Annotated in this window: 20 protein-coding genes; 10 read left to right on the forward strand and 10 right to left on the reverse strand. The window is 34.6% G+C overall.

The genetic code is table 11. From position 1 onward, the window contains the following. Nucleotides 1-28: 28 nt before the first annotated feature. From sucD to ACJJVN_RS09120, 8 genes are read right to left on the reverse strand one after another with little or no spacing between them, the layout of a single operon-like run. Nucleotides 29-901 carry a succinate--CoA ligase subunit alpha gene (sucD, locus tag ACJJVN_RS09085; protein ID WP_104514922.1) on the reverse strand — a complete coding sequence of 291 codons (873 nt, stop codon included), beginning with the start codon at nucleotides 899-901 and terminating at the stop codon, nucleotides 29-31. 37 nt (nucleotides 902-938) lie between these two features. Then, the gene (locus ACJJVN_RS09090; RefSeq protein WP_104514923.1) at nucleotides 939-1307 is read right to left on the reverse strand and encodes a nuclear transport factor 2 family protein; all 369 of its coding nucleotides are present in this window, start codon (nucleotides 1305-1307) and stop codon (nucleotides 939-941) included. After that, entirely contained in the window at nucleotides 1308-2234 is a 927-nt protein-coding gene (locus ACJJVN_RS09095) for a UDP-3-O-(3-hydroxymyristoyl)glucosamine N-acyltransferase (RefSeq protein WP_405377890.1), read from the reverse strand. After that, complete coding sequence (gene efp, locus ACJJVN_RS09100; protein WP_405368626.1) at nucleotides 2235-2801, reverse strand: elongation factor P; 567 nt, start codon at nucleotides 2799-2801, stop codon at nucleotides 2235-2237. Nucleotides 2802-2804: 3 nt separating this feature from the next. After that, nucleotides 2805-3590, reverse strand: a complete 786-nt coding sequence (gene lpxA, locus ACJJVN_RS09105) for an acyl-ACP--UDP-N-acetylglucosamine O-acyltransferase (RefSeq protein ID WP_104514926.1) — start codon at nucleotides 3588-3590, stop codon at nucleotides 2805-2807. Continuing rightward, entirely contained in the window at nucleotides 3590-4990 is a 1401-nt protein-coding gene (locus ACJJVN_RS09110) for a bifunctional UDP-3-O-[3-hydroxymyristoyl] N-acetylglucosamine deacetylase/3-hydroxyacyl-ACP dehydratase (protein ID WP_104514927.1), read from the reverse strand. The genes lpxA and ACJJVN_RS09110 overlap by 1 nt, the downstream gene beginning before the upstream one ends. Before the next feature lie 8 nt (nucleotides 4991-4998). Then, complete coding sequence (gene lpxD / locus ACJJVN_RS09115; protein WP_405377891.1) at nucleotides 4999-6012, reverse strand: UDP-3-O-(3-hydroxymyristoyl)glucosamine N-acyltransferase; 1014 nt, start codon at nucleotides 6010-6012, stop codon at nucleotides 4999-5001. A 23-nt stretch (nucleotides 6013-6035) separates the two neighbouring features. Next, nucleotides 6036-7262 (reverse strand): HD domain-containing protein, encoded by a 1227-nt coding sequence (locus ACJJVN_RS09120; RefSeq protein ID WP_405377892.1) that lies wholly within the window; start codon nucleotides 7260-7262, stop codon nucleotides 6036-6038. Between the two features lie 32 nt (nucleotides 7263-7294). On the opposite strand from ACJJVN_RS09120, the gene ACJJVN_RS09125 reads away from it, so the two are divergent. The 6 genes from ACJJVN_RS09125 to ACJJVN_RS09150 all read left to right on the forward strand — a co-directional run bounded on the left by ACJJVN_RS09125 (nucleotide 7295) and on the right by ACJJVN_RS09150 (nucleotide 11742). Continuing rightward, on the forward strand, nucleotides 7295-8845 hold the full coding sequence (locus ACJJVN_RS09125) for a bifunctional response regulator/alkaline phosphatase family protein (RefSeq protein WP_104514930.1): 1551 nt from the start codon (nucleotides 7295-7297) through the stop codon (nucleotides 8843-8845). Nucleotides 8846-8851: 6 nt separating this feature from the next. Next, complete coding sequence (tsaE, locus tag ACJJVN_RS09130; protein WP_405368631.1) at nucleotides 8852-9250, forward strand: tRNA (adenosine(37)-N6)-threonylcarbamoyltransferase complex ATPase subunit type 1 TsaE; 399 nt, start codon at nucleotides 8852-8854, stop codon at nucleotides 9248-9250. Nucleotides 9251-9418: 168 nt separating this feature from the next. Continuing rightward, nucleotides 9419-9580, forward strand: coding sequence for a hypothetical protein (locus ACJJVN_RS09135; protein WP_405368633.1), 162 nt, complete (start codon nucleotides 9419-9421; stop codon nucleotides 9578-9580). 72 nt (nucleotides 9581-9652) lie between these two features. Further along, entirely contained in the window at nucleotides 9653-10144 is a 492-nt protein-coding gene (locus ACJJVN_RS09140; RefSeq protein ID WP_405368635.1) for a hypothetical protein, read from the forward strand. A 16-nt stretch (nucleotides 10145-10160) separates the two neighbouring features. Continuing rightward, complete coding sequence (locus tag ACJJVN_RS09145; RefSeq protein ID WP_104514933.1) at nucleotides 10161-11360, forward strand: alanine dehydrogenase; 1200 nt, start codon at nucleotides 10161-10163, stop codon at nucleotides 11358-11360. Between the two features lie 7 nt (nucleotides 11361-11367). Then, nucleotides 11368-11742 (forward strand): hypothetical protein, encoded by a 375-nt coding sequence (locus tag ACJJVN_RS09150; protein ID WP_104514934.1) that lies wholly within the window; start codon nucleotides 11368-11370, stop codon nucleotides 11740-11742. 11 nt (nucleotides 11743-11753) lie between these two features. Here ACJJVN_RS09150 and ACJJVN_RS09155 read toward each other — a convergent pair whose 3' ends face one another. Beyond that, nucleotides 11754-12926: a proline dehydrogenase family protein gene (locus ACJJVN_RS09155; RefSeq protein ID WP_405377893.1), complete on the reverse strand. Its 1173-nt coding sequence runs from the start codon at nucleotides 12924-12926 to the stop codon at nucleotides 11754-11756. 141 nt (nucleotides 12927-13067) lie between these two features. On the opposite strand from ACJJVN_RS09155, the gene aroB reads away from it, so the two are divergent. The 3 genes from aroB (at nucleotide 13068) to ACJJVN_RS09170 (ending at nucleotide 14811) form a co-directional block, all read left to right on the forward strand. After that, the gene (gene aroB / locus ACJJVN_RS09160; protein WP_405377894.1) at nucleotides 13068-14132 is read left to right on the forward strand and encodes a 3-dehydroquinate synthase; all 1065 of its coding nucleotides are present in this window, start codon (nucleotides 13068-13070) and stop codon (nucleotides 14130-14132) included. An 80-nt stretch (nucleotides 14133-14212) separates the two neighbouring features. Beyond that, nucleotides 14213-14518, forward strand: a complete 306-nt coding sequence (locus tag ACJJVN_RS09165) for a hypothetical protein (RefSeq protein ID WP_405377895.1) — start codon at nucleotides 14213-14215, stop codon at nucleotides 14516-14518. Between the two features lie 56 nt (nucleotides 14519-14574). Further along, nucleotides 14575-14811, forward strand: coding sequence for a hypothetical protein (locus ACJJVN_RS09170; protein WP_405377896.1), 237 nt, complete (start codon nucleotides 14575-14577; stop codon nucleotides 14809-14811). Between the two features lie 89 nt (nucleotides 14812-14900). On the opposite strand, the gene sucC is transcribed toward ACJJVN_RS09170, so the two are convergent. Further along, a complete protein-coding gene (sucC, locus tag ACJJVN_RS09175; protein ID WP_104514939.1) occupies nucleotides 14901-16097 on the reverse strand; it encodes an ADP-forming succinate--CoA ligase subunit beta in 1197 nt (398 codons plus the stop codon). Nucleotides 16098-16298: 201 nt separating this feature from the next. Here sucC and lysA point away from each other — a divergent pair, with 201 nt between their 5' ends. Beyond that, a complete protein-coding gene (gene lysA / locus ACJJVN_RS09180) occupies nucleotides 16299-17522 on the forward strand; it encodes a diaminopimelate decarboxylase (protein WP_405368642.1) in 1224 nt (407 codons plus the stop codon). Nucleotides 17523-17672 lie beyond the last annotated feature (150 nt).

Raw genomic sequence — 17672 nt, forward strand, 5'->3', positions numbered from 1 at the left:
AATAATAATTATTCTGGCTCAATAAAATTTATGCTAAAACTTCAGCAACTTTTTTACCTATTTCAGCTGGAGAATCTACTACGTGGATTCCACATTCTTTCATAATAGCTTTTTTAGCTTGAGCAGTATCTTCAGAACCACCTACTATAGCACCAGCGTGTCCCATAGTACGACCTGCAGGAGCAGTTTCACCAGCGATAAAACCTATAACAGGTTTTTTGTTACCAGTTTCTTTGATCCATTTTGCAGCATCAGCTTCTAACTGTCCACCTATTTCACCTATCATAACGATAGCTTCAGTTTCTGGGTCATTCATGAAAAGCTCTACAGCTTCTTTAGTCGTAGTACCTATGATTGGGTCACCACCTATACCTATAGCAGTAGAAATACCATAACCTTGTTTTACAACCTGGTCAGATGCTTCATAAGTAAGTGTACCTGATTTAGAAACGATACCTACTTTTCCTTTTTTGAATACAAAACCTGGCATGATACCTACTTTTGCTTCACCTGGAGTAATTACACCTGGACAGTTAGGACCTACTAAACGACAATTTTTATCTTTAATATAATCTGCAGCTTTAACCATATCTGCTACTGGAATACCTTCAGTAATTGTAATAATTACTTTAATTCCTGCATCAGCAGCTTCTTTAATAGCATCAGCTGCAAAAGCTGGTGGTACAAAGATGATTGTTACATCTGCTCCTGCTTTCTCAACAGCTTCTTGTACGGTGTTAAAAACTGGTTTTCCTAAATGTTCTTGTCCTCCTTTACCTGGAGTAACACCACCTACTACATTCGTTCCATAGTCGATCATCTGACCTGCGTGGAATGTACCTTCACTACCAGTGAAACCTTGTACTATTATTTTAGAATCTTTGTTTACTAAAACGCTCATTTATATATATTTAAGTTGAGTTTCTATTTATATTTTATTAACTAGTATGACTAGTCTGGTATACTTCTATGATTTTATTTTCTGAAAGCCTAAAGATAGAGATAAAATAGCCTACTGGTATTTCTTCTTGAGGATTTTCTAGTGTTTTTACGAACACTGTAAATCGAGCCACTACTTCGTCCTTTTCACTTAACAAATGTGACACCTCAGATCTTGTACTTACATAAGAAGAAGATACTGCTTCTGTAAGTCTTAGATAATCTTTATAATCAAATTCTCTATATCCAGAACTGGCGTGCCAATGCATGATAAAATCTGGATGTATGAATTCGCCAAATTCTTTGGGATCTACAAAAACATCTGAATCTAAAAAGCCTTTTACTATTTTCTTAGCTGCTGCTGACATCTATTTATTTTTGATAAAGTTAGGTAACATTCTTATAGCAGCCAGCTCTCTAAACTTTACTTTAGCATTTGAAGCTGGTGAGCCGAAAAGTACATCACCTGGTTGAACATCTTTTGAGACACCACTTTGTGCCATTATCTCGCATCCTTTGCCTAATCGTATGTCACTACGTATACCTACCTGACCCCATATTTTGACTTCATCTTCTATCACCACACAACCAGAAATACCGGTCTGACTGGCTACTAGAACATGCTTACCTAATACGGTATCATGACCTATATGTACTTGGTTATCGATTTTACTTCCATAACCTATAGTAGTATCACCACTGACACCACGATCTATAGTACATAAACTACCTATTTCTACATGGTCATCTATTACCACGCGTCCATTACTTAGTAATTTATCATAACCTTCTGGTCTACGTTTATAATAGAAAGCATCTGCTCCTAAAACTGTTCCAGAATGTATAATAACATTATCTCCTAAAATACATCTGTCATTTATCGATACATTACTATGTATGATACAGTTTTTACCCACTACAACATCGTTACCTAAAAAGGCATTAGGTTGCACAATCGTTCCTTCTCCTATTATAGGTGGATTGGATTCCGCTTTCGCGAAAGCGGAAAAAGGAGCAAAATATTGTGTTAACTTATTAAAATCTCTAAACGGATCGTCAGAAATAAGTAAAGCCTTACCGTCTGGGCAGTCTACTTCTTTGTTAATTAATACTATGGTAGCCGCACTTTCTAACGCCTTATCATAGTATTTAGGGTGATCCACAAAAACAATATCACCAGCTGTAACCACGTGAATTTCATTCATACCTTGAACAGGAAATGAAGCATCACCGACGTATTTACAATCGATGATTGTAGCGATTTCAGAAAGCGGATATGTTTTAGTGAACTTCACTTATTTTTTCATTCTTTCGTGATAGTTCCCTTTTTCAGTATCAATTCTAATGATGTCACCTTCGTTGATAAAAAGTGGTACCATAACCTCTGCTCCAGTTTCTACTGTTGCAGGTTTTGATGCATTAGTAGCTGTGTTACCTTTTAAACCAGGCTCTGTAGCTGTTACTTCTAACACTACGTATTGAGGCATGTCTACAGATAATGGAGAATCATCTTCTGTATTGATTTGAATTTTAACAACCTCACCTTCTTTAAGTAAACCAGGTGCATCTAGTACAGATTCTTGAAGCTGTATTTGCTCATAAGTCTCTGTATTCATGAAGTGATATCCTTCTTGATCTTGATAAAGAAATTGAAAAGCTTGTGTTTCTACACGTATATCTTCAATCTTATGTCCTGCAGAAAAAGTATTATCAATAACTTTTCCTGTAGTAATAGATTTTAACTTTGTTCTTACAAAAGCAGGTCCTTTTCCAGGTTTTACATGAAGAAACTCTACTATTTTATAAATATCGTGATTATAATGAATACATAATCCTTTTCTAATGTCGCTTGTACTTGCCATATCTTATTGTTTGCTGATGTATCCTCTCATGATACCTCGCTTTGTGTTTTTAATAAATTCTAATATTTCGTCACGCTCTGGAGTTGCGCTCATCTCTGCCTCAATGATTTCTACACCTTGGGAGACGTTATAATTTTTTTGATATAAAATTCTGTAAATATCTTGAATTTCGCGTATTTTTTCAAGGTCAAATCCTCTTCTACGCAATCCTACAGAATTGATACCCACATAACTTAAAGGTTCACGACCTGCTTTTACAAATGGTGGTACATCTTTACGTACCAAAGAACCACCTGTTACAAAGGCATGACTACCTATCTGACAGAATTGTTGCACTGCTGCCATACCTGCTAATACAACATAGTCTCCTACAGTAATATGTCCTGCTAGAGTACTGTTGTTAGAAAATATACAGTTATCACCTACGATACAATCATGAGCAATATGGCAATATGCCATAATCCAACAATTTTTACCGATTACGGTTTTCATTCTATCTGAAGTACCTCTATTAATAGTAACACACTCTCTAATAGTAGTGTTATCTCCTATTATTGTTACTGTATCTTCATCTTCAAACTTCTTGTCCTGAGGGATGGCACTTATTACTGCACCAGGAAAAATACTTACATTTTTCCCAATACGAGCACCTTCCATTATGGTCACGTTTGATCCTATCCATGTGCCTTCACCTATAACTACATCGTTATGAATGGTAGTAAAAGGCTCTATGACTACATTTTTGGCGATTTTAGCGCCTGGATGTACGTATGCTAGTGGTTGATTCATTATTTAACTTTTGAAATTTGTGCCATCAACTCAGCCTCGGCACAAAGAATACCATTTGCATAAGCATAAGCTTGCATGTGACAAATACCTCTTCTTATAGGAGATATTAAATCACATTTAAATATAAGTGTATCACCAGGAGATACTTTTCTTTTAAACTTAACATTATCCATTTTCATAAAGAAAGTTAGATAGTTCTCTGGATCTGGTACGGTACTTAAAACTAAAATACCACCAGTTTGTGCCATTGCTTCTACTATAAGAACACCTGGCATAACTGGTTGCCCTGGAAAGTGTCCTACGAAGAATGGCTCATTCATCGTTACATTTTTTAAACCTACAACATGACTGTCCGATAGTTCAAAAATCTTATCGATTAAAAGAAATGGTGGTCTATGTGGTAAAACCTCCATTATTTTTACAACATCCATAAGTGGTTCTTGATTAATATCCACTTGTGGCACGTTATCTTTAATATCTTTTTTAATGATTTTAGCTAACTTTTTGGCAAATTGAGTATTCACAAAATGTCCAGGTTTAGTAGCTATTACCTTACCTCTAATTCTATAACCTGTAAGAGCAAGATCACCTATCACATCAAGTAATTTATGACGTGCCGCTTCATTAGGATGATGCAGTTCTAGGTTATCTAGAATTCCATTAGGTCTAATGGTAATGTTATCTTTATTAAATGCTTTTTTAAGGCTCTCTGTAGTTTTTTCAGAAAGTTCTTTATCTACATAAACGATAGCATTGTTAAGATCGCCACCTTTTATAAGACCATGTTCTAAAAGCATTTCTATTTCATGAAGAAAACTAAATGTTCTAGAACTAGAGATTTCTTCTTTAAAATCTGAAATTTTGTTTAGAGTCGCATTTTGAGTACCTAATACTTTAGTACCAAAATCAACCATAGCTGTAATCTGGTAAGAGTCTGAAGGCATGATCATGATCTCGCTCCCAGTCTCTTCATCTTTATAAGAGATGATGTCTTTGATTACATATTCTTCTCTAAATTGCTCTTGTTCAATTTTACCTGCTTTTTCTAGAGCTTCAATAAAGAATTTTGAAGAACCATCCATAATAGGTGGTTCACTACTGTCTATCTCTATTAAACAGTTATCTATTTCTAGACCTACTAATGCCGCCAGTACATGTTCACAAGTGTTTATTTGCACACCTCTTTTATCTAGTGTAGTACCTCTTTTAGTATCTGTCACGTATGCTGCAGATGCTTCAATAATGGGACTTCCTTCTAGATCTACACGTTGAAATGCATAACCATGATTCTCTGGGGCTGCCTTAAAAACTAACGTTACTTCTTTACCTGTGTGCAATCCTACACCAGATAAGGTCACTTCATTTTTAATCGTGGTCTGCTTAAATTCTGTTACCGTCATTTATGCTATTATTTTTTTTCAAGAGTTGAAATTCTTGATTCTATTTTTCTAAAATTCTTAAATAAAACGTAAGACCTATTCCAGTCACCAAAATCAAATGCTGGCGAACCTTGTACGGTCTCTCCTTCTTTTAATCTTCTACCTATACCGCTTTGCGCCTGTATATTTACAAAGTCTTCTATAACTATGTGTCCAGCTATACCTACCTGACCACCTATTTTACAATTCTTACCTATTTTAGTAGAACCTGCTATACCGGTTTGTGCTGCGATCACTGTATTCTCACCTATCTCTACATTGTGCGCTACCTGAATTTGATTATCCAGCTTTACACCTGCTTTTATAATAGTACTTCCTAAAGTAGCTCTATCTATAGTAGTAAGAGCACCCACGTCTACGTTATCTTCTAAAACAACATTCCCTATTTGAGGTACTTTTTTAAAAGTACCATCTTTATTAGGTGCGAAACCAAAACCATCTGCGCCTATAACGCAACCTGAATTTATCACCACATTCTTACCCATTACTGTGTCAGACATAATGTTTGCACCTGCATGGATAATAGAATTATCACCTATAGTCACGTTGCTACCTATATTAACGTTAGAAAATATCTTTACATTATCACCGATTTTGACATTTGCGCCTACGTAACTAAAAGCCGCAAGATACAAGCCATCACCATAAGTTGCCGTTTCATCAATAAAACTAGGTTGTTCAATGCCTTGTTTATTCATTTTGGCCATTTGGTAAAACTCTAAAAGTTTTGAAAATGCATTATAGGAGTCCTCCACCCTTATCAAAGAACATGATACAGGTTGCTCTACAATAAAGTCTTTATTAACTATTACTGCACTCGCTTCTGTCGTATATAAGTAAGGTGTATACTTTGCATTTGATAAAAAGCTCAAACTACCAGTGGTACCTTCTTCTATTTTGGACAGTTTACTGACCTCTACACTTGAATCACCTTCAATAGTTCCTTCAAGGATTTCGGCTATTTGTTTAATGTTAAATTTCATTACCGCAAAAGTACTAATTTATATCAATCTTGTAGCTTAGGATAGCAACAGTAATATTTTCTTACTTCTTTAAGTAATGCTTTAAAGCTATCTTCTTTACCAGCCTTGATTAATTCTGTCAATTTTCCTTTTTTATTTAATATTTGAATAGGTTTCGCTTTCGCGTAAGCGAGATTAACAACAACACCAGAGAAAACAAAATAAGACGCTTCATGCGCAGAAAGATTGCGATAGGACATCAGGTTTTTAAGATGTTTAGCAACTTTGTTTTCTGAAATAGGCTTATTACTGAATTTAATTTTTAACAATTGCCTGTTTAAAATCATATGGCAAAGTTCACTAAGAACAAAATCTTCATGATCTTTACCCAATTTCAATGTTGCAATAATATCAGAATCATCAAGTGAAGCAAATCTTTCTAGATCATCTGTATTATTTACAAAATCTACCTGATCCGTTTTAATAAAATATTCTAGATTTTTAGGCAGCTCTACCGGTATATTCTTTTCTATCAATTCTTTGATACGCTTAATAACAGATTGTAATAAATGCTCTGCTCCTATACCTGTCTTGTGAAGATACACCTGCCAGTACATCAATCTACGTCCTGATAAAAAGTTCTCTACACTATAAAGTCCCTTTTCTTCTACCACTAACTGGTCATTCACAACGTTTAACATGGTAATTAATCGCTGGCTATTTATATTACCCTCGGCAACACCTGTATAAAAACTATCCCTTTTGAGATAGTCTAGCCTATCCATGTCTAGCTGACTAGAAATTAATTCTAACATAAAAGGACGATGATATTCTCCCTTAAATATTTGAATAGCAAGAGTTAAACTACCGTTAAATTCATTATTCAAATGATTCATGAAATAGGACGACAATTCTTCATGAGTGACACCATTAACTATTTGATATTCTAGTGCGTGAGAAAATGGCCCATGTCCTATGTCATGCAATAAAATGGCTTTATAGAGCGCGTCTTCCTCTGCATCTGATATCTCAACAGACTTAGACCTAAGTACTTGTACTGCTTTTTGCATAAGATGCATACAGCCCAGTGCATGATGAAATCTAGTATGGTGCGCACCTGGATAAACCAAGTAACTTAACCCCATTTGTGTTATCCTGCGCAAGCGCTGAAAGTAGGGATGCTCTACTATTTTAAAGATCTCTTCTGAAGGAATCGAAATAAATCCGTAAATAGGATCGTTTAATATTTTAAGTTTGTTCTGTAGTTTCAAAGGAACAGCTATTTAAACACAAATATAATGATATGGCAGAGATCAAAATACTATGGGTAGACGATGAAGTTGATTTACTCAAACCTCATATAATATTTTTAGAGAAAAAAGGATATACTATAGACACAAGAGTCAGTGGTACTGAAGCGTTAGAAGCGATAGAAGAAAATAGATATGATTTAATTTTTCTAGATGAAAACATGCCTGGTCTTACTGGATTGGAGACTTTACATGAAATAAAAGAGAAGCAAGCGCAACTTCCTGTCATCATGATCACTAAAAGTGAAGAAGAATATATCATGGAAGAAGCAATAGGTTCTAAAATTGCAGATTATTTGATTAAGCCTGTAAACCCTAATCAAATATTACTCGCCGTTAAGAAGAATCTAGATCATTCTAGACTGGTTAACGATAAAACAACCAGCGACTACCAGAGAGAATTCCGTAAGATAGCTATGGACATGTCCATGATTAATAGTTATGAAGAATGGGTACAATTGTATCAAAGATTAATTTATTGGGAAATAGAACTGGAAGATGTAGATGATTCTGGAATGTTCGACATACTAACTGCTCAGAAGAACGAGGCAAATCAGCAGTTCTGTAAATTTATTGATAAGAACTATCCAGACTGGTTTGACGGTCATGAGAGTAACCCTACCTTGAGTCACGATTTGTTTAAAAAGAGAGTTGTTCCACATCTTAAAGAAAAAGAGCCGGTTTTACTGGTAGTAGTGGATAACCTGAGGTACGATCAATTTAAGGTTTTTGAAAATTTAATTAATAACCATTACAAAAAACTGGAAGAGGAAGCCTACTGCTCTATTCTACCTACTGCTACTCAATATGCTAGAAATGCTATTTTTTCTGGATTAATGCCAGAAGACATGAAAAAACGTCATCCAGACTTATGGCTAGACGATACAGATGATGGCGGAAAAAACATGCATGAAAACGCTTTTCTTATCGCACAATTAAAAAGACTAGGCTTAAACATTAAGCACCAATACCACAAAATAACTAATGAAAACAATGGTCGCAAACTAGCAGATAATTTTAAGTCTCAAAAAGACAACGACCTAACTGTGGTCGTTTATAATTTTGTAGACATGCTATCTCATTCTAAAACAGAGATGGAAGTAATTAAAGAGTTAGCAAGTAATGATAAGAGTTACCGCTCATTAACATTGAGCTGGTTTAAAAACTCTCCCCTACTAGATATTATACAAAGAGGACAAGAATTAGGTTTTAAACTTATTCTTACTACCGACCACGGTACTATTAATGTAACTTCACCTAGCAAAGTTATAGGTGATAAGAATACAAGTTTGAATTTAAGGTATAAAACAGGTCGTAGTTTATCCTATGAATCAAAAGACGTACTAGCCGCAACAGATCCTAGCTCTATCAAGCTACCTAAAATAAATATGAGCAGCAGTTTCATTTTTGCTAAGGGTGATTTATTCTTTGCCTATCCTAATAACTATAACCATTATGTAAGTTATTATAGAAACACTTATCAGCATGGTGGTGTATCACTAGAAGAGATGTTGATACCGTTTGCTGTTTATGAACCTAGATAGAAGAAAATGAAATATAAATTAGAAGAAATAGATCGTATCGCACGAGAGATTTTAAAAAGATCAAAATCAAAAGTAATTTTATTTGACGCACCTATGGGAGCAGGTAAAACTACATTGATAAAATCCGTTTGTCGAGAGCTAGGTGTAGAGGGAGAAATCACCTCTCCGACCTTTAGTATCGTTAATCAGCACTCTGGAAGAGAAAATAAAATTTATCATTTTGATTTATATCGAATAGAAAATACTAATCAATTGTTTGATATCGGTTTTGAAGATTATCTAGAAAATGATGCATTTTGTCTGATCGAATGGCCAGAAATATCGATTTCATTATTATCTGATTATCAGAAGGTAAAAATAAATATATTAGATCCTGAGACTAGAGAAATTACTTTTATTGATTAAAAAACTGTTAAAACAATGTAACTTTCGTAAGTAATTAACTACCCCTTTTATCTAAAATAGGTGTTAGATAGAATAAAAAAGTGATTGAACGAAAAAACAAAAAAAAGCTATTACCTTTTTGGATATCGTTTGTAAATTGCTGTCACTTATTTACTTAAACCCTACATTATGAACAACAAGTCAATCAAAGCGTTAGCATTATTAGCAATTTTCAGTGTTTCTCTAGCTGGTGCAGCTGTACAGTTTCAACCAGAATCAACTAAAGAAACTAAATCGAAAAAAATCGAAAGAAGTTACATGGCCAAATTTAAAGTTCCTAAGCACGGATAAAATTTAATTTGGATCATAAGTATAAAGCTCACTACATTTACTTGCAGTGAGCTTTTTAAATTTAACACATTTATGTCCATAAAGAAAACATTTCAAAGAGGTAAAGGTAGCATTGCTGTAGGAAGTATGGTAGCGATAAGTATGGCTATTTTACCTTATGCTTTCTACTATTATGAGGCTCTACCAGACTGGTTATGGGATTTAAGTTTCTTTAAAGCATTATCAAAATCATTTGATGGTAATAGATTAATGGCATCATGGACATTTTTTCAAAAACTAGTACCTTTAGTATTATTACTTCTTTGGTTTTTAACTTGTAAACACTGGTGGTATCATACTATATTAATACCTATTAGCTTATACGTGTTCCAAATTTATAGTCTTTTAGATTTTTCAAATAATTATATAGACTCTGGAGAACTTTACTTTGTAGTCCCAGTTGTTATTTTTTCTCTATCCTTAACATATTTAGCACGTTTAAAAATATTCGATAAAATACATGGTATCGATATAAGTGAAATAGAAGAAAGTGTAAAAAAACCTAGTGATCGCTGGTTCAAATAATAAATAATTTATTCTCATGCCTACTATCTCTACACCTTTTACTAAGGACCAACTCATACCGCAGGAAGAACGTCTTGAAATTAAGCGTACTAAAAAGGAGTTGTTTATAGGTATACCGAAGGAAACGCAACATCAAGAAAAAAGAATATGCTTAACTCCTGATGCCGTTGCCGCTATTTGTGCACATGGACATCGTATTATTATAGAAAAAGGAGCTGGAACTGCTAGTAATTTCTCTGACAAAGATTATAGCAACGCCGGAGCAAAAATCACTACAGATACCGCAAAAGTATTCTCCTGCCCTACTATTTTAAAGGTAGCACCTCCATCTCTAGAAGAGATAAAATTAATGAAACCGCAAACGGTTTTAATATCTGCTTTACAATTAAAAACACGCGATCAAAATTACTTTAATAAACTAGCTGAAAAGAAGATAACAGCTCTAGCCTATGAATTTATAACAGATGATGAAGGCAGATTTACTGCAGTTAATGCATTAAGTGAAATATCTGGTATCGCCTCGATTCTTCTAGCGTCAGAGCTTTTATCTACAGGAGAGAACAGTACAGGTCATCTCTTTGGCAATATTACAGGTGTACCGCCCGTAGACGTCGTAATACTGGGTGCTGGTGTAGTAGGAGAATTTGCTGCTAGAACTGCCTTAGGATTAGGCGCTAGTGTAAAATTATTTGATAATTCTATATCTAAGTTACGTAACGTACAAAATAATATAAGCCAGCAGCTTTACACATCTACTATACAACCTAAGTATCTTTCTAAAGCGTTAAGACGTTGCGATGTTGCCATAGGAGCATTAAGCGGCGAGAATAGAACACCAGTGGTCGTATCCCAACCTATGGTAGAAAACATGAAAAAAGGTGCCATAATTATAGATGTAAGTATAGATATGGGAGGTTGTTTTGAGACCAGTGAAATTACTAGTCATGCACAACCTACCTTTAACAAATTAGGCGTTACTCATTACTGTGTTCCTAATATTCCCGCTAGATACTCAAAAACAGCCAGCATTGCGTTAAGTAACATATTCACACCGTATATACTCAACATGGCAGACGATGGCGGTATAGAGCATGCCATACGTATGGATAAAGGTCTTAAATGTGGTATTTATCTATATCACGGTATTGTAACTAATAAATCTGTAGGTGAATGGTATAATTTGCCATATAGCGACGTAAATTTGTTGATCTTTTAAACGAAGTATGAAATTTATACAAAGACTTGGATTTTACGGTGGTGGTTTTGCTATAGGAATAGTATTCTTACTCTTTTTTCTAACAGGAAAACGCACACAATGTACCTGGTTACCAGAAGATCGTGTTATCAACGACATACGTAAAAAGAATGCCATAAGATTCTCTCCAGAAATACGCACGATGTTAACCGATCGTAAACTAGATACACTTACCATTCAACTAATTTTAAAATATGGTAAAGTAGATTTTTCTAAATCAAATACCGATACCATACCCTGTAATTTCTACCACATCTCTGGTAGAGAAGAACTAGCAAACACTAGTTTATGGGTTAGAAATTGTGAACGATTTGTAAGAGTAGAAAAAGTTCTTAGTCAGTAAATGAATTAAGACTAAGAAATTCCTCTTCTTTTCATTTCTTGTTTTATTAAAGTAAGCTCTCTACCAGTCTGCCCTGCTACAGAGGTGTTTTCTTGTGCTCTTCTTATTAAGTAAGGCATCACATCTTCTATAGGACCGAATGGCAATATCTTAAACGTATTATGACCCAAAGCCGCAAGATTAAAGGTTAAGTTATCACTCATACCGTATAACTGTCCGAACCACACATCTGTAGTATTAGGTTCAATTTCGTTCTCTGTGAGCACCTTCATAGCATTTAAAGTACTCAGCTCATTATGAGTACCTATGCATAATTTAATAACATCTAGTCTATCTAGAATAAAATGCATCACGTTATTAAACATGTCGTCAGTTGCTTCTTTACTTTCACAAATAGGACTAGGGTAGTTTTCCTGAGCAGCTCTATGACGTTCTTTTTCCATATAAGCACCACGTACTATTTTTGCCCCTACTATGTAATTATGAGCCTTTGCATGTTCATAAAGCTCCATAATATACTCTAATCTATCATGACGGTAACACTGCACCGTATTATAGATATAAGCTTTACCATGGTTATATTTTTGCATCATCTCACCGATCAACTCATCTGCTGCATCCTGCATCCATGTTTCTTCACCGTCAAAAAGTAAAGAAATATCATTATCCACCGCTGTTTTACACAATAAATCTACTCGATTATATATGCGCTCCCACTCGGCTTGTTCATCTGGAGTTAGTACTTGATTCTCTGTTATTTTTTGCCATATGTAAAAACGTCCTATTCCAGTAGGCTTTACTACTTCAAAGGGTAAGGCATTATTCTCACTAGCCATATGAATTAAGGTAAGCTTCTTCCCTACCACTGCGTCAAAATCGGCCTCGTTCTCTTTTCCTTCTACAGAATAATCTAGAATTGAACTCACCCCTTTTTCAAACATTTTACCAACTAAAGGCATACACTCTTCGTCTGTCGTACCACCGCAAAATTGTTGAAAAACAGTATCTCGTATAATACCTTTTACAGGTAAGTGCCATTTTAAGGCAAGCATGGTAGCCTTAGAACCCAAATTCACTAACCAGGGTTTTGACATAGAACTGAATATAAAATGTGCTTTCTTTAGATCTTTATCAGATTTTAAAGAAAAGGCATTTGCCGTATTGTTAAAAGGATTTTCATTCATGTGGCAAATATAATTCCGAAATCGATTTAGTTAATCATATAGATGGTACTTTTGATAATTCTTAGTAAAGAGATTAAATAATTATTTATATTTCGCTTTCGCGAAAGCGGAATCACCACAATATCACAATACTATCATTTAATGAATTCTATAACAAACTCATCTTACAGCATACATTTTAAGGAAGAATCTTATATACAACTCAATAAATTTATAGCAAAGAAGAAACCTAGCTGTATTTTTATTCTTGTAGACGAGAATACGATGCAAAATTGCTATCCGGTTTTAATGCCTCAAATAGAAACTGAAGCACGTATAGAAATCATAGAAATAGATGCTGGTGAAGAATTTAAAAACATAGAAACATGCACTGGTGTATGGAACGCAATGATAGAACTGGGCTGCGATAGAAATAGTCTAATGATTAATTTAGGTGGTGGCGTCATTACAGACCTAGGTGGTTTTATAGCCGCAACTATTAAAAGAGGGATTTCTTTTATTCACATACCTACTACTGTTTTAGGAATGGTAGATGCAGCTATAGGTGGAAAAAATGGTGTGGACATAGGACATCTTAAAAATCAAATAGGTGTTATTGTACCACCAGTTATGACTTTAATAGATTCTACTTATTTAAATACTCTGGATAATAGACAGTTGCTCAATGGTTCTATCGAGATGTTTAAACACGGACTCATTGCAGACCGTGATTACTGGAAAAACATGAAAGACGTAGGTGCAGATTATTATTCTGTAACGTTTGATAAACTTATCCATCAAAGTGCAGTTATTAAAAGTGATGTAGTAAAAAGCGACCCTTTTGAAAAAGGACCACGCAAAGCACTTAATTATGGTCATACTATAGGTCACGCTATAGAATCTTTCTGTTTATCGAGCGACAGTCATGACTCTCTATTACATGGAGAGGCGATTGCAGCTGGACTGTATCTAGAATCTTACCTAAGTAATTTACACGCAGGCCTGTCTGACACGGATTTTGCCGAAATTGGAGACTGGTATAAAAGTCTGAAAATGAATCTTAACTTTAGCCCGCAGGATATTGAGAACATGCTAGAGTTAATGACTCATGATAAAAAGAATGTAAATGGCGAGATACGTTTTGTTCTTATAGACACAATAGGTTCTTTTATAACCGACCAGACAGTACCAGAAATAGATGTTATCAAAAGTTTCAGCCTGCTCTAAAGTTTAACAATAACTTCATTTTACAGCTTAGTAAATTATCAAAAATGATATAATTTAGATTTACCTAAAATGATATGGTAATGAGAAATATTATTGTTGATTATAAAAAACTAACTCCAGAGCTTCTTGCTTTACTTGTAGAGAAATACCCTGATGGCTATGGTGATGACGATGTGATTACTTTTAAGAATCATAAATATGAAACCATAGAAGCTGTAGAAGTTCTTACAGAAGATACCAAGTATCTCGTGAAAATTTCTAAACGCTTATCCATGCAAATGGAATCCTTTGACGAAGAAGACTATTCTGATAGAGAGATGTCAGACCCTGATGCGTTACCAGAAATAACCGCTGACAATCTTAAAAAAGTTGAAGAAAACCTCTAAAAATTATTTAATAAAAAAGATCTCTTTTTATTAGATTTGGAAAAACTAATTCTAAAATGGAGAATAAAAAACATTATAGAAAAGCTTTACTGATCATAATTCTAGTTAGTTTTTTATTAGGTAGCCTTTTTTACATGAGTGATATCAATTTTCAATTAGAATACTTCAATTGGAAACAATATATGAGTATGATGTTCATGATAGGTGTTCCTATCACCATAACCGGAATCATTACTATCTATATGTCTAGAAAAGCATTGATAAATAGAAAACAAGATGACACTATTAAATAGCTAGTAATTTTCTTAAATGATTAGAACGCATAAAAAATCCCCTTAAAGCGATAGCCTTAAGGGGATTTTTAATAATATCTATATGATAATTACTTAGCTAGTACAGCCTGTACTTTATCTGCAGCTTCTTGAAATTCAACAGCACTCTGTACATCCATACCACTGTTGTCTATTAGTTCCTTAGCGATTTCTGCATTAGTACCTTGTAATCTCACGATCAATGGTACATTCATAGCATCACCCATATTTTTATAAGCATCTACGATACCTTGTGCTACACGGTCACATCTTACAATACCACCAAAGATGTTTACAAGAATAGCCTCTACTTTATCATCTTTAAGAATGATACGGAAAGCCTCTTCAACACGTTTAGCATCTGCAGTACCACCTACATCTAAGAAGTTTGCAGGTTCTCCACCAGCTTGTTTGATAAGGTCCATTGTTGCCATAGCAAGTCCAGCACCATTTACCATACAACCTACGTTACCATCTAGATCTACGTAGTTTAATCCTACCTCTCTAGCTTCTACTTCAGTTGCATTTTCTTCTCTAACATCTCTTAATGCCTCAAGATCTTTGTGACGGAATAAAGCATTTTCATCTAGAGTGATTTTACAATCTACTGCGATGATAGTATTATTAGAAGCTTTAAGAACTGGGTTGATTTCAAACAAAGCAGAATCTGACCCTAAGTAAGCATTGTATAAAGAGTTAACAAACTTTGTCATTTCTTTAAACGCTTTACCGCTTAATCCTAAGTTAAAAGCAATACGTCTTGCTTGAAAACCTTGAAGACCATGTGCAGGATCGATAGTTTCTGTAAAGATTAAATGCGGAGTTTCCTCAGCTACAGTTTCTATATCCATTCCACCTTCTGTAGAATACATGATCATATTTTTACCTTGTCCACGATCTAAAAGTACAGACATATAGAATTCCTCTATTTCTGCCTCTCCTGGTTCGTATACATCTTCTGCAACAAGAACTTGGTGAACTCTTTTACCTTCAGCCGTAGTCTGAGGAGTAACAAGGTCCATTCCTATAATCTGTCCAGAGATTTCTTTTACTTGATCAAGGTTTTTTGCTAGCTTTACACCACCACCTTTACCACGTCCACCTGCGTGTACTTGTGCTTTGATAACGTGCCATCCAGTACCAGTTTCTTCAGTTAATTCTTTTGCAGCAGCTACTGCCTCGTCTGCAGTTGTTGCTACTTTACCTCTTTGTATAGTTACACCATAACTAGCGAGAATTTCTTTTCCTTGATATTCGTGAAGATTCATAAATGTTCTTTAATGTTCAATTTAAGTCTAGCAAAAGTAAGAAAGTGAACCTTGAATTTGAAACAAATCCTTCTAAAAGAATTCTTATTTTATAGATATTCCTCAATTATGCACAAGTATCTTATAATAAATGGAATTTTTAAGAAAATATTGACTTTTAATTCCTCTAGTCTATTACTTTTGTGGGCTTAATTTTTTAACATGAATAATCAAGATTTATTAAACATAGCCCGAGAACACGGTAGTCCGGTTTATGTCTATGATGCAGAGGTCATTGTAGCACAGTATCAACGTTTAGTTTCTGCCTTTGATAAGGCTAAGAATCTAAGAATACATTATGCTGTAAAAGCGCTGTCTAACATCTCTATCTTGAAACTTTTTAAACAGTTAGGCGCTGGACTCGATACCGTGAGTCTACAAGAGGTAGAATTAGGTCTGGCCGCTGGTGTAGACCCTAAGAAAATTATTTTTACTCCTAACGGTGTATCACTAGAAGAAATAGAAAAGGTTGCAGAAAAAGGCGTACAAATAAACATCGATAACCTTTCTATACTAGAACAATTCGGTTCTAAACATCCTAACACACCAGTTTGTGTAAGGATAAATCCACACGTTATGGCTGGTGGAAATGCAAATATTTCTGTGGGTCACATCGATAGTAAATTTGGTATATCCATTCATCAAATACCACACATCCTACGTATAGTAGAAAACACAGGTATGAATGTAAATGGTGTGCACATGCATACTGGTAGCGATATTCTAGATATAGGTGTATTTCTATATGCAACAGAAATTCTTTTTGAAACTGCAGCAAAATTTAAGGATTTAGAATTCATAGATTTTGGTAGTGGATTTAAAGTACCTTATAAAGAAGGTGATGTTTCTACAGATATTGAAGATCTAGGAGCTCAATTAAGTGAGCGTTTTAATAAATTTTGTAAAGAATACGGCCGTGATATTACCATGGCTTTTGAACCAGGAAAGTTTTTAGTTAGTGAATCTGGTCAGTTTCTTGCACAGGTCAATGTTGTAAAACAGACCACATCTACTGTATTTGCAGGGATAGACTCTGGATTTAATCATTTAATAAGACCTATGTTATATGGTTCTTACCATGGTATAAGAAATATTTCTAACCCAGATGGTAAGAATAGATTCTACAGCATTGTGGGATATATTTGTGAAACAGACACATTTGCAAACAACCGCCAGATATCTGAAATTACTGAAGGTGATATTCTTTCATTCTCTAACGCTGGTGCTTATTGTTACTCCATGGCTAGTAATTACAACTCTAGATATAGACCTGCCGAGGTACTTTGGTACAATGGTAAATCACACGTTATTAGAGAGCGTGAGACCATGGCAGACATTCTGAAAGGCCAGGTTCAGGTTAACTTTGAAGAATCTGTTACAGAATAACGTTACAGTTTCATTTATACTATTAAAGCTCGGTTCATAGAATCGAGCTTTTTTTGTGTTCCGCTTTCGCGAAAGCGGAATTATAACAACTAAAATTCAATTAAATACATACCAGATCGCACTACCTTTTAAAAGTTTGTATAAAAAAAG

Origin of the sequence: Nonlabens sp. Asnod3-A02 (genome assembly GCF_045063755.1) — a bacterium.
GTDB classification, from domain to species: Bacteria; Bacteroidota; Bacteroidia; order Flavobacteriales; family Flavobacteriaceae; genus Nonlabens; species Nonlabens xylanidelens.

Coding starts and splice junctions, on each gene's coding strand:
- sucD (WP_104514922.1), bottom strand. CDS start 901: ATGAGCGTTTTAGTAAACAAAGATTCTAAAATAATAGTACAAGGTTTC.
- ACJJVN_RS09090 (WP_104514923.1), bottom strand. CDS start 1,307: ATGTCAGCAGCAGCTAAGAAAATAGTAAAAGGCTTTTTAGATTCAGAT.
- efp (WP_405368626.1), bottom strand. CDS start 2,801: ATGGCAAGTACAAGCGACATTAGAAAAGGATTATGTATTCATTATAAT.
- lpxA (WP_104514926.1), bottom strand. CDS start 3,590: ATGAATCAACCACTAGCATACGTACATCCAGGCGCTAAAATCGCCAAA.
- ACJJVN_RS09110 (WP_104514927.1), bottom strand. CDS start 4,990: ATGACGGTAACAGAATTTAAGCAGACCACGATTAAAAATGAAGTGACC.
- lpxD (WP_405377891.1), bottom strand. CDS start 6,012: ATGAAATTTAACATTAAACAAATAGCCGAAATCCTTGAAGGAACTATT.
- ACJJVN_RS09125 (WP_104514930.1), top strand. CDS start 7,295: ATGGCAGAGATCAAAATACTATGGGTAGACGATGAAGTTGATTTACTC.
- tsaE (WP_405368631.1), top strand. CDS start 8,852: ATGAAATATAAATTAGAAGAAATAGATCGTATCGCACGAGAGATTTTA.
- ACJJVN_RS09135 (WP_405368633.1), top strand. CDS start 9,419: ATGAACAACAAGTCAATCAAAGCGTTAGCATTATTAGCAATTTTCAGT.
- ACJJVN_RS09140 (WP_405368635.1), top strand. CDS start 9,653: ATGTCCATAAAGAAAACATTTCAAAGAGGTAAAGGTAGCATTGCTGTA.
- ACJJVN_RS09145 (WP_104514933.1), top strand. CDS start 10,161: ATGCCTACTATCTCTACACCTTTTACTAAGGACCAACTCATACCGCAG.
- ACJJVN_RS09150 (WP_104514934.1), top strand. CDS start 11,368: ATGAAATTTATACAAAGACTTGGATTTTACGGTGGTGGTTTTGCTATA.
- ACJJVN_RS09155 (WP_405377893.1), bottom strand. CDS start 12,926: ATGAATGAAAATCCTTTTAACAATACGGCAAATGCCTTTTCTTTAAAA.
- aroB (WP_405377894.1), top strand. CDS start 13,068: ATGAATTCTATAACAAACTCATCTTACAGCATACATTTTAAGGAAGAA.
- ACJJVN_RS09165 (WP_405377895.1), top strand. CDS start 14,213: ATGAGAAATATTATTGTTGATTATAAAAAACTAACTCCAGAGCTTCTT.
- ACJJVN_RS09170 (WP_405377896.1), top strand. CDS start 14,575: ATGGAGAATAAAAAACATTATAGAAAAGCTTTACTGATCATAATTCTA.
- sucC (WP_104514939.1), bottom strand. CDS start 16,097: ATGAATCTTCACGAATATCAAGGAAAAGAAATTCTCGCTAGTTATGGT.
- lysA (WP_405368642.1), top strand. CDS start 16,299: ATGAATAATCAAGATTTATTAAACATAGCCCGAGAACACGGTAGTCCG.